This is a genomic window from Streptomyces olindensis, from assembly GCF_040645895.1.
In the GTDB taxonomy this organism is placed as follows: domain Bacteria; phylum Actinomycetota; class Actinomycetes; order Streptomycetales; family Streptomycetaceae; genus Streptomyces; species Streptomyces olindensis.
Genome location: NZ_JBEYZD010000126.1, coordinates 1 through 10,946, shown reverse-complemented (window position 1 = coordinate 10,946; position 10,946 = coordinate 1). Strand labels below are relative to the sequence as shown.

Genomic DNA, 10,946 nt, shown 5'->3' with positions numbered 1-10,946 from the left:
CGCCGGCTCTCCCCCGCCGACACCGAGATCACCGTCGTCAACGCCGTGCCCGACTTCGTTGAGCGGATGCGGCTCCACCAGGTCGCGAGCGGCCAGGAGTTCGTGGTCCGCAAGCTCGCCGACATCTTCGCGGGCACCGGGGTGCGGCTTCGTCTGGCGCGTGTCACCGGCGTCGACCCCGAGCGCGGGACCGTCGCCGTGACCGGTGAGGACGGCGACGGCGAGCTCGCGTACGACACGCTTCTCTACGCGCTCGGCAGCTCCGTGGCCCATCATGACGTCCCGGGCCTGGCCGAGTACGCCTTCGATGTGAGCGGGCTGTCCTCGGCGCTGCGTCTGCGCGAGCGCTTGGCCGGCCTGGGTGAGGGCGGCACCGTGCTGGTGGTCGGTGAGGGGCTGACCGGCATCGAGACCGCCACGGAGCTCGCCGAGTCCCGGCCCGACCTCTCGGTCGCGCTTGCCGCCCGGGGCGAGCTGGGCGCGTGGCTCTCGCCGAAGGCTCGCCGGCACCTGCGCCAGGCCTTTTGTCGGCTCGGCATCACCGTCCACGAGCACACCGGCATCGAAGCCGTGGAGCCGGCACGGGCGATCGCCGCGGGCGGTAGGTCCCTCCCGGCCGACGTGACCGTGTGGTCGGCCGGGTTCGCCGTGCACTCCATCGCTGCCGCCGCCGGCCTGGAGGTCGCCGGGACCGGTCAGATCGTCGTCGACCGCAGCATGCGTTCGGTCTCGCATCCGGATGTCTACGCCGCCGGTGACTGCGCCTACGCGATCGGCGACAACGGCCGGCCGCTGCCGATGTCCTGCGGCTCGGCCGGTTACACCAACATGCAGGCGACCGCCGCGATCATCGCGCGCCTGACGGGCAGCAAGGTCCCCACCACCGGGCTGAAGTACTACGGCAACCACATCAGCCTCGGGAAGCGGGATGCGATCTTCCAGATGGTGGACGGGGACGTCCGGTCGAAGTCGTGGTATCTGGGCGGCCCAACCGCCGCGCGGCTCAAGGCGGCCATACTCACGGGGGCCGGGTGGAGCATCGCCCACCCCACCTTCGGCATGCCCAAGCGCAGGCGCCGCCTGGCCACTACGCCTGACCGGGCCGGTGTCGGGGCCGCCGCATAAACTGTTCTGCATGGACATGGCAGCCGTTGATCGGTTCGAGGCCGGCCGGGGGCGGCTGGCCTCGCTTGCGTACCGTCTGCTCGGCTCGGCGGCCGACGCCGAGGACGCCGTGCAGGACACGTTCTTGCGCTGGCAGGCCGCGGACCGGGAGCGTATCGAGGTGCCGGAGGCGTGGCTGACCAAGGTCGTCACCCATCTCTGCCTGGACCGGCTCCGCTCGGCGCAGGCGCGTCATGAGCGCGCTGCCGGGGACTGGCTGCCCGAGCCGCTCCTTGAGGGCGACCCGATGCTGGGCCCTGCCGACACCTTCGAGCAGCGCGAATCGGTGTCCTTGGCCGTACTGGTCCTCATGGAGCGTCTCTCACCGGTCGAGCGGGCCGCCTACGTGCTGCGCGAGGCGTTCTCCTACCCGCATGCCGAGATCGCCGGGCTCCTCGACATCACCGAGTCGGCGAGCCAGCAGCATGTCCACCGCGCCCGGCGCCGGGTCACCGCCGAGCGCCGCGGCGGCGAGGAGGCGGACCCCGCGTCCGCGCGCCGGATCGTCGAGGAGTTCCTCGCCGCGGCGACGTCGGGGCGCACCGAACGGCTGGTGGCGATGCTCACCGCCGACGCGACCGTGGTCTCGGACGGCGCCGGACTGGCCAGGCGGCTGCTGCGGTACAAGACGCGCGAGCGCGTCGCCAGCTACGTGCGGGCCGGTTTCAAGCCGACCCCGGCGAAGCGGCGGATGGCCGGCGGCTCCCCCGCGCTCCACATCGCGCTGGTCAACGGCTCCCCGGCCGTCCTCGCCGTGATCGAGGGCCGGGTCGTGGGCGCCGTGGCGTTCGACATCAGCGACGGCAAGGTCGCGGCCCTGCAGGGCATCGCCGCCGCGGGCCGGCTCACGCGCCTCAACGAGGCCTGGCAGCAGCACGAAAGCGGCGCACCGGTCATCAGCGCATGGTGACCACAGCCCCGGAAATCCGGTGACCGGGACGGCTCGCTCGTCAACCCCGACCTGCGCGGGCACCGCCGGTCGACGCCGTCTGCCGGCGTGAGGAGCTGGCCGGCCTGGTCGCCGCCAACACCCCGCTCGTGCCCGGCCAGGCCGCCGAACGCCCCTGGGGGTGCGGCGAGCCGAGTCCGGCCCCCATGCGCACGCCGGGATGGATCAAGCCCGGCGGTGGCGTGAAGTGCGGTATCAAGCCCAGCGGTGGCGTGAGGTGCGGTACAGCAATCTCACGGGCCGGGTGGTCGACGTCCCGATGTTCACCACGGCGGCCGCCGACGCGCTGCCGGCACGCGCCCCGAGGCCGGCCGGGAGCAGCTGCGCCCGGCCCCGAACAGCAGGGCGTGGGCGTGCGACCAGAGGCCCTGGCGGGCCGCGGCGCTGACCGCAGCGTCCCGAAAGGCCGGCGCTCCCCGCTCGCTCCCGTGGTGAAGGCCAGGCAGCGGGAGAAGGAGGCCGGCGCGGTCTGCGCGGGCGCGGCCCGTGCCTCCCGGTGGGCCTGGCGCACGGGGGCGGGGCTCGGGAGCGTGGCCCGGCTCGGCCCTGTGCTCGCGTGGCTGCGCGCTGACGCGGCCGGACGGTCGGCAGGGGAGGTGGCCGTCCAGCCGGGTCAGGGCTTTCAGATGCGCCGCAGGGATCTGCTCTTCTGCCGTGCGCGGGAGACGGCCGGTGCGCGATCGGCACGGGGCAGCCTCCGGCACGGTCCAGGACCAGCGGCGAAGCGGCGCGATGTCAGAGGCTGAAGACGCGTTCGGCCTCGCCGCGGTGGGTGGTGTGCAGCTCCCAGTAGACCGGGGAGATCTGCTCGGGCCTGGCCGTCGGGAATCCGGGGACGACCGACACGCCGATCGACACGTCGATGCCGACGTGAGCGGCCTGCACGCCGCTGCCGGCCAGCTCCTTGTGCAGGTTGATCGCCCAGTTGCGCAGCGCCGCGGCCGCGGCGTTGACATTGCCGACCTGCGGCACGGGGTCGATGGACCCGGCGCCGGTGGTGTACAGCAGGGTGCCGGCGCCGGACTCGCGCATCGCGGGCAGCACCGCCTGCGTGGCAGCGATCGCTCCGTAGAGCTGGAACTCCATCTCGTGCTGCACATGTGCGGGCTCAGTCGCACTCGGGGCGGTCAGGACGGTCGAGTCGAGCCCCCCGACCGGGGAGTACTCCAGGACGTCGATGCCGCCGAAGTGCGCGGCCGCGTCCCCAAGCGCCCGGGAGAGCGCCTCGCGGTCGAGGACGTCGGCGGGGAAGGCGGCGGCGGTGACGCCTTCGGCGGCCAGCGTGCCGGTCATCTCCTCGAGCGTGGTGCGGTTGCGGGCGATCACGGCGACGCTGTGGCCCTGGGAGCCGAAGGTCCGGGCGATGGCGAGGCCCAGCTGAGGGCCGGCACCGACGATGGCGAGGGTGGGCATGGGAAGCCTTCCGGGAGCAGATGTGGACAGGGCTATCCGAATCCAGATCCGGAAAGCCCTGTCCGGTTCACTGGGGAGCGTAACACGAAAATCGGATAGGGCTCTCCGGTTTGTTAGGCTGGCCGGCATGAACCCTCGGGACCAGCCCGCCGGCGGCAACAGCGGCGTGGCCGACTCCACCGCCCAGCCGTTGCGCAGCGACGCGGAGCGCAACCGGGCACGGATCATCGCCGCCGCGCGCACCGTGTTCGGCCGCGACGGGATCAACGCCTCGATGGCCTCCGTCGCACGGGAGGCGGGAGTGGGGATCGCCACCATGTTCCGCCGCTTCCCCACCAAGCAGGAACTGCTCGCCGCGGTCTTCGCCGACCGGATGGACGCCTACGTCCAAGCCACCACCAAGGCCCTCGCCGACCCCGACCCCTGGAACGGCTTCACCGGCTACATCGAGACGGTCTGCGCGATGCAGGCCGCCGACCGCGGCTTCGCCGACATCCTGACCACGACCCTCCCCGGCGCACAGACCCTGGAGGCGTGCCGCGCCCAGGCATACGAAGGCTTCCTCGAACTCATCACCCGCGCCAAGGACAGCGGACAACTGCGCGAGGACTTCACCAGCCGGGACCTCGTCCTGCTGCTCATGGCCAACGCCGGCGTCCTGACCGCCACCGGCGACGCAGCCCCCGACGCCTGGCGCCGCCTCGTGGCATGGATGATCCAGTCCTTCCAAGCCCCCGCCCGCGGACACCTACCGGAACCGCCGCAGGACGCCGCCCTGTACCAGGCCATGCTCCGCACCAGCCACGACATCACCCCACCCGAACCCCGAAAAGCCGGCAAACAGCACTGAACGACCGACCAGTGCCGCGGCATTGAACAGCGAGGCGCCGTACCGCGCACGACGAGTGGACGACCAACCCGCCCACCACGCAGGTGGCGGCGCAGACTCCCAGCTCCCCGCCAGAGCAGGTTCCGGCTGCCAGCTGGAAGCCCAGGTACTCCCAGACGTCATAACGGCAGACCGAGGATCAAATGTCACGGCGAGGCCGTCGTCCATGGCCACCAACAACCGGGCCAAGTCGCCACCGACACGAACCGATCGACGCTCCTCACCAAACGAAGCCACCCTCCAGGCACTCGCCGCAACGGACCGGATACCACAACCCCGCGCCGAACATGAGAACCGACTTGCCCGCGCCGACCAGAGCGCGAGCGAGCGAACAGCCGACCGGACTCGAGCCGATGACGATGACGTCAGGTGTTTCTTGGCATGCCCGCCGCTCCCGCTCGGTGTCTTCTCCGCTCACCCACACGCATGACCTGATTGACAAGCGGAGGCATTCCGCTGTGACCGCCGGCGCCGATGTGCGCCCGACGTACCCAGCGGCCACGTGCCCAAGTGCCACGCCTGACCGCCACCACTCGCCCGGCAGAGCCAGCACAAGATGGCCGTCAGCGGATCAGAAGCCTTTGGATCACAGCCGTCGCCGCGCATGACTGACCTGCCCTGAAACGGCGCACGCCCCGGCAGCACCGATCCGATTGCTCGTCCCGTCGTAGCCGCCGCTACCTGAGGCGGCGCCAGATCAAGCACACGATCTTCCATCCGAAGAACCAGCGGACCAACCGACAACACAAGGGCGACCAGGAGCGGACGGCCCGCCGGCTCCGACAAACGCGCCTACGTCTTCTATGGCGCCGTCACCGTTACCTCGATCCGGCTCTGGTTCCGGTCGCGCCCCACTGAAGAGACCCAGTAGTACCCCCTCCGCCCCGTCGAGCAGCTCTCTCACGATGTCCGCCTGCCCCGCGTGCCGTCCGCTCCCTTCGACGAGATGAGGCAGCATCCAGCGGAGGTCGGCGTTACCGGCGCGGTAGTCGAGGTGGCGGCCGTTGTTCCGACAGGGAGGCCTCGGCCACGATTTCGTTGCTTCGGACTCACTGGGCCTCGTACCCCGCACGCAGCTGCTTCAGCGAGATGCCGTCGGTGCGCCGGTCCGCGTCCTCCCCGTCGCGGCCAACGACGGGTTCTGCCTCTTGTCGCCGCCCAGGAACAACACCGCCGGCCAGGTGTGCTCGACCCACCGCACATGGCTGATGAGCCCGACCATCATCATCGCCGGCGAAGTCGCGATGACGGAGCGGTGCGCGCCAGACTCGCTCAGGCCGTCGCATTCATCTCCAGATCTGCCGCCGCAGATCCAGGCAGCCGATGAGCACGGTGCCCTCGTCGGCCTGCAAAGGGGGACACTCAGATGAAGGTGACACCCCTGCACGCAGGGCGCTCGGTCTCCGGATGCCGCCTGATTGCCGATCCACAATCCGCCCGACAGGCCCTGGTCCTCGCAAGCGGCGCCCTTCCTGGAACCGGCCGCGATGCCACGATGTGGGCCTGGTGTCACTCGACCAGTGCGGCGAGGACGTCTTCCTCTCGTATCTCCCCGGACAAGACAGGGCCGCCGGCGAGCAGGAGTACCGGCGGCGCCGGCAGGTTGAGTGCGCGGACGCGGGCGAGTTCGGCCTGGAGTGCTTCCGCACCGCCACTGCTGGTCACGACGCCCGTCTCGGCGGCGAGCCGGGCGAGCACGTCGGTGTCCGCGATGTTCAGGCCGTCGACGAAATAAGCGCGGAACAGCCGCTCGGCCATCTCTTCGCCCTTGCCCTGCGCGGATGCCTGCGCGGCGAGCCGGTGCGCGTCGAAGGTGTTGGTGAACACCGCACGGCGGAAATCGAGTTCGAGGCCGTCGTCGACTCCGAACGAGGTGTCGGCCGCGAGCCGGGCAGCAACGGCCGCTCCGCGCTCGCGCGCCCAGACCTCGACCAGCGGTTCACCGGCGGCTGATGCCTGGGGACGGAGCTGGAGAGGACACAAAACGGTTTCAACGGTGCCGCCGTCCTCGCGGTGGCGGCGCACGGCCCGGAGGCAGCGGGTGAAGCCGAGGTAGCAGTGGACGCAGACGAAGTCGATGACGACCTCGACACGGCGCGGACGGTGCATGACCGGACTCCTGTCGGTGCAGTGCGCTTGGCATGCGGCAGCACGGGTGTCACCAGGGCATCGGCCCATCAGCCGTGTAATAGCCGCCGGTCGGCCCGTCGGGACCGATCAAAGCCATGCGGACGATGATGTCGGCGCCCTGCTCCACGCTCCGGGCGCCGGTATGGGCGTTGAGGTCGGTGGCGGTGTGGCCCGGATCGACCGCGTTGATCCGCATGCGCGGCAGGGCGCGCGCGTACAGCACCGTGACCATGTTCAAGGCGGCCTCGGACGAGTTGCAGGGCAACGAGGAGATCCAGAACGGTACGAGCGAGGCATGGGCGGACGGGTCGGCCGCCACGGCCAGCCAGCCCAAGCCGCTGCTGACGTTGACCACGACCGGCGACACACTTCGGAGCAGCAGAGGCAGGAACGCCTGGGTGACACGCACGGCCCCCAAGACGTTGGTGTCATAAACCGCGAGCATGTCCGCGGCGGTGACCTCGCCGGCCGCCCGCACGAGGCCGGCCACGCCCGCGTTGTCGACCAGAACGTCGAGACGCCCAGTGCGCTCGCGGACCTGCTCCGCGGCCGCCGCGACGCAGCCGTCGTCGGCGACGTCGAGGAGCAACGGGCGGGCACCGACCGCCCGGGCGGCCCGGGCACCACGGCGGGCGTCACGGGCACCCAGATACACGGTGTGCCCCTCCCGGGTCAGGCGGCGGGCCGTCTGCAGCCCCAGGCCCTTGCTGGCGCCGGTGATGAGGGTCGTCGTCATGCCCGGCAGCCTCGCCGCCCGGCGGCCGGCCGCACAGATCACCGCTGTTCCTGGTAACACCGGTACCAGGACGGCGTGAAGCCGCACGCCGATACTGGGGCCATGAGCGCGCAGGACGACAGCGGACCTTCCCGGCGGAGCAGCGATCTGGGGAAGGCACTGCGCCGGTGGCGCGAGCGCGTACCCCCCGCCGCGGTAGGGCTGCCGACGAGGCGAAACCGCCGGGCCCCAGGGCTGCGCCGCGAGGAACTGGCGCTGCTGGCAGGCATTTCCGCCGAGTATGTGATCCGCCTGGAGCAGGGCCGGGCGACATCCCCCTCCGCCCAGGTGCTCGGCGCTCTGGCGCGGGCGCTTCGCCTGGCGGACGCCGAGCGTGCCCATCTGTTCGCACTGGCCCGACAGCCCGAGCCCACGGACAGCCGACTGCCCCACCGGCTCACGCCCGGGGTGCAGCGGCTGCTCGACCAGATGCCGGGCACACCCGTCGGCGTGTACGACGCAGCCTGGACCCTCATCGCCTTCAACCGGCTGCACGCCGCACTACTGGGCGACCCCTCCCCGCCGGCAGACCGGGACCGCAACCTCATCTGGCAGCACTTCACCGGCCCGCCCGGCCCGGTGCGCCACACCCCAGCGCAGCAGGCCCGCTTCGAAACCGCCGTGGTCTTCGACCTGCGGTCCACATCCACCCGCTACCCCACGGACCCGGCCCTGCGCCGCCTCGTCACCGACCTGCGCCACACAAGCCCGCGCTTCGCCGCCCTCTGGGAGGCCCACGAGGTCAGCGGCCACACACTGCACACCAAGACGATCCACCACCCCGAGGCCGGACCACTGAACCTCGACTGCGACATCCTCACCGAACCCGGCGACAGCCTGCGCATCGTCATCCTCACCGCCCCGCCCGGCAGCGACACCGCCAGCCGCCTCGCAGTACTCGACGTCATCGGCACCCAGCAGATGACCGAACCACCCCACCCCCGGCACGGCATCACCCCACCCACCTCAATGTGACCACACACTTCGAGACACCAAACAGCACGGCCGGTCACCGCAGAGTGAGGTCCGACCGCCCGTACGCGGCCAACAACAGGACCCGGCCCCCCCCGACGACATGCCCATGCGGTGCCCACGTAGAACAAACCCCCTGCTTCGCGTGTGACGACGACCTGGCGCCGACGCAGCACGAATTCGCCCATGTCCTCCAGGACCGCGCACGGATCTGGCCCGTCCAGCCCCTCCACACCGTCCTGCTGCCTGCGGACCACACCCCACACGGCCGGCTGCTGGCCCACCTCGACATCAATGACCCCCGGCACAACCGCACCGTGCTCACAGTTGGCGCCCACTTCGACGGGACCCGTGCCCGCGGACACAAACTCCACAACCAAGACCCCACCCTCCCCAACAACCCGACCGCCCTCGCTCTCGATGTGACCGAGAGCCCCTTGGCCACCGCGCACCGCACAGCAGACTGGTTCGAGACCACCCTCAAGCGCCCCGTCGTCCGCAAGGAATGGCCACAGGCAGGGATCATGTATGCGACGAGGCGAGGTACTCACATGCCCACACCGACACCGACACCGACACCGGCACCGGCACCGGCCTCAGCCAAGGCTACGAAGCCTCCCTCGCTCCGCCCGGGCCGATCAAACGCCTGACCACCCCAGCACTCGCCCGCGGTGACGGCCGGGTCGACACCTCCGGCCCAGGCCAACCAGACCACGTCGTTCACGCAAGAGGCACTGACACCAGGCGTGATTGCGGCACAACTCCCAGGCGTGCTCCGGAAGTTGCAGTCGCCGGCGATGCAGCCGGAGCCTGACGCGAGTTCAGGCGGGCTGGGCGAGAAGGGCGATGACGGCGTTGAGAGCCATTCCGATGCCGATCCCCCCGACAGTCCAGCCGAGCGCCTTGGCACTGTTGCGGGTGAACCAGTCGTTGATCCGCTGCAGGACCGGCTCAGCGCGCTCGTGCGCGGCGATCCGGACGACGCCGAGAAGAACCGCCGGGAAGATCATCATCACGCAGTAGCCGGCCAGCGCCCCGCCGATGACCTCCCAGGTCAGATCGGCGTTCGCGAGCAACCCCACAGCCGCCAGGTACGGCACCATGGTGAGGACCTCCAGCACCGTGGCCACCAACGCGAGGCTCATCAGGCCACGCACGCCCGCCCCCCGCGCGCCCCGGCCGTCCACACCTTCGCCGTCCCGCACGGCACCCGACATCGCCGCCGCCCGCCAACGCTGCAACCGGCCCGGTCCGCCGGCCCGCCGGCGGGCGCGTGCCTCCAGCCGATAGCTGAAGGCGATGACGAGGAAACCGAGGACGAGCTGCCCGATCCGCAGACGCGTCGGGGCCACGCCGGCGAAGGCCGCCCGGACCGCCTCCAGCACCGCATCGGCCCCCAGCACCAAAAGAACGCCGACGCAGAAGTAGAACGCCGCGACCGTGGCCAGGTAGACGGCGACCCGGCCGGCGCGCACCCGCCCCGGGGTCAGCAGCAACCAGATCGGGATCAAGAGGGTCCCGAAGCTTGTGCTGTCCAGCAGCCCCAGCCCGGCCAGCGCCAACGCCAACGACGCGCTCACCGGCCGAACAACCGGCCGACGTAGGCCTCCAACGCCGCACTGATACGCAACGCGCCGAACCCGTCCCCCGTCGCCGCGTAATGCAGGCACAGCCCGTCCACGAACGCGACCAGCGCCGCCGCCTCCACCTCGATATCCACACCCGCCGCCAGTTCACCGGCCCGCTGCGCACCGCCCAACGCCTCCTCGACACCCCGCAGGAGCCGCACGGTGGCGTCCCGGTGAACCGCAGCCATATCGGCATCAGTGAGCGACGCCTGCACAAAGCTGAGCCAGACCCGCAGCTCGGCACCCCGCTCCACCGTCAGCGGCAGGAACGTCTCCATCAACCGCACGACGAATCCCCGGATCGGCGGCTCGACCGGGATGGCCGCGATGCGCTCCTCGGCACGCCGGTAGACATACTCGATGCCGAACCTCAGCAACTCATCCTTCGAACGGAAATAGCGCTGGACGAGCCCCACCGACACACCCGCCGTCCGCGCCACGTCAGCGAGAGTGGTCCGCGCCAGTCCCCGTTCGGCGACCACACTCATCAGCGCGGAAGCGACCTGCCCGCGTCTTGTGTCAGCGTCAGCATGCTGCGTCATAAAAAAAATAGTACCGCAATATTATTTTGGGGCGGCCGACCAGAACAAGTCAGGCAACGACCTTCAGCGTCTGGTGCCGGACCAGGACGGCAGGGCACGCTTTGCGCGTCTTGGACATGTCCGCTGCGACGCTCGGGCCACTATCCGTCGCAGCCCGCCCCGACGGTGACCGGTCCGCCTGCCTGGATGATCGCGCCGAGCATGGCGTGGGCGGCTTGGAGCTGTTCGACGGACCGGCTCAGGCGCTCGTGTTCGCGCTTGAGGCCCTGGGCCATTTCCTCGCAGGTCGGCGCCAGGATCGCGCCCTCGTCGGCCATGCAGGGCAGCACCTCCCGGATCAGGTCGGTACTCAGCCCGGCCGCGAGCAGGATCCGGATGCGGCGCACCATGACCACATCGGATTCGTCGAACTCGCGGTAGCCACTGCCCCGCCACTGCGGTCACAGCAACCCATGCTGCTCGTAACACCGAAGACGCACAGCAC

Annotated in this window: 9 protein-coding genes and 2 pseudogenes; 5 read left to right on the top strand and 6 right to left on the bottom strand. The window is 70.7% G+C overall.

Annotated features, from left to right (window positions below):
• A partial coding sequence (locus tag ABZ948_RS39605) for an NAD(P)/FAD-dependent oxidoreductase (RefSeq protein WP_359767979.1) occupies positions 1 to 1,125 on the top strand: 1,125 nt, incomplete at its 5' end.
• 10 nt (positions 1,126 to 1,135) lie between these two features.
• Positions 1,136 to 2,074, top strand: coding sequence for a sigma-70 family RNA polymerase sigma factor (locus tag ABZ948_RS39600; protein ID WP_359767978.1), 939 nt, complete (start codon positions 1,136 to 1,138; stop codon positions 2,072 to 2,074).
• Positions 2,075 to 2,848: 774 nt separating this feature from the next.
• On the opposite strand, the gene ABZ948_RS39595 is transcribed toward ABZ948_RS39600, so the two are convergent.
• Positions 2,849 to 3,526, bottom strand: coding sequence for an SDR family NAD(P)-dependent oxidoreductase (locus tag ABZ948_RS39595; RefSeq protein WP_359767977.1), 678 nt, complete (start codon positions 3,524 to 3,526; stop codon positions 2,849 to 2,851).
• Positions 3,527 to 3,653: 127 nt separating this feature from the next.
• On the opposite strand from ABZ948_RS39595, the gene ABZ948_RS39590 reads away from it, so the two are divergent.
• A complete protein-coding gene (locus tag ABZ948_RS39590; protein WP_359767976.1) occupies positions 3,654 to 4,376 on the top strand; it encodes a TetR/AcrR family transcriptional regulator in 723 nt (240 codons plus the stop codon).
• Between the two features lie 696 nt (positions 4,377 to 5,072).
• Positions 5,073 to 5,286: pseudogene (locus ABZ948_RS39585) on the top strand (hypothetical protein); the annotation flags it as partial.
• A gap of 638 nt (positions 5,287 to 5,924) precedes the next feature.
• Here the strand turns inward: ABZ948_RS39585 and ABZ948_RS39580 are convergent.
• Positions 5,925 to 6,524, bottom strand: a complete 600-nt coding sequence (locus ABZ948_RS39580) for a DsbA family oxidoreductase (RefSeq protein WP_359767975.1) — start codon at positions 6,522 to 6,524, stop codon at positions 5,925 to 5,927.
• 49 nt (positions 6,525 to 6,573) lie between these two features.
• Positions 6,574 to 7,281, bottom strand: a complete 708-nt coding sequence (locus ABZ948_RS39575; protein WP_359767974.1) for an SDR family NAD(P)-dependent oxidoreductase — start codon at positions 7,279 to 7,281, stop codon at positions 6,574 to 6,576.
• Between the two features lie 102 nt (positions 7,282 to 7,383).
• Between ABZ948_RS39575 and ABZ948_RS39570 the strand changes: the two genes are divergently transcribed.
• Complete coding sequence (locus ABZ948_RS39570) at positions 7,384 to 8,295, top strand: helix-turn-helix transcriptional regulator (protein ID WP_359767973.1); 912 nt, start codon at positions 7,384 to 7,386, stop codon at positions 8,293 to 8,295.
• Between the two features lie 818 nt (positions 8,296 to 9,113).
• On the opposite strand, the gene ABZ948_RS39565 is transcribed toward ABZ948_RS39570, so the two are convergent.
• The 3 genes and pseudogenes from ABZ948_RS39565 to ABZ948_RS39555 form a co-directional block, all read right to left on the bottom strand.
• Positions 9,114 to 9,872, bottom strand: coding sequence for a GAP family protein (locus ABZ948_RS39565; protein WP_359767972.1), 759 nt, complete (start codon positions 9,870 to 9,872; stop codon positions 9,114 to 9,116).
• On the bottom strand, positions 9,869 to 10,462 hold the full coding sequence (locus ABZ948_RS39560; protein WP_359767971.1) for a TetR/AcrR family transcriptional regulator: 594 nt from the start codon (positions 10,460 to 10,462) through the stop codon (positions 9,869 to 9,871). Before ABZ948_RS39560 ends, ABZ948_RS39565 begins: the two co-directional genes overlap by 4 nt.
• Positions 10,463 to 10,602: 140 nt before the next feature.
• Positions 10,603 to 10,881: pseudogene (locus ABZ948_RS39555) on the bottom strand (MerR family transcriptional regulator); the annotation flags it as partial.
• Between the last annotated feature and the right edge of the window lie 65 nt (positions 10,882 to 10,946).

Bases quoted from the DNA above. Each gene is read 5' to 3' on its own strand.
- ABZ948_RS39580 (WP_359767975.1), bottom strand. From the start codon at position 6,524: ATGCACCGTCCGCGCCGTGTCGAGGTCGTCATCGACTTCGTCTGCGTC.
- ABZ948_RS39600 (WP_359767978.1), top strand. From the start codon at position 1,136: ATGGACATGGCAGCCGTTGATCGGTTCGAGGCCGGCCGGGGGCGGCTG.
- ABZ948_RS39575 (WP_359767974.1), bottom strand. From the start codon at position 7,281: ATGACGACGACCCTCATCACCGGCGCCAGCAAGGGCCTGGGGCTGCAG.
- ABZ948_RS39595 (WP_359767977.1), bottom strand. From the start codon at position 3,526: ATGCCCACCCTCGCCATCGTCGGTGCCGGCCCTCAGCTGGGCCTCGCC.
- ABZ948_RS39590 (WP_359767976.1), top strand. From the start codon at position 3,654: ATGAACCCTCGGGACCAGCCCGCCGGCGGCAACAGCGGCGTGGCCGAC.
- ABZ948_RS39560 (WP_359767971.1), bottom strand. From the start codon at position 10,462: ATGACGCAGCATGCTGACGCTGACACAAGACGCGGGCAGGTCGCTTCC.
- ABZ948_RS39570 (WP_359767973.1), top strand. From the start codon at position 7,384: ATGAGCGCGCAGGACGACAGCGGACCTTCCCGGCGGAGCAGCGATCTG.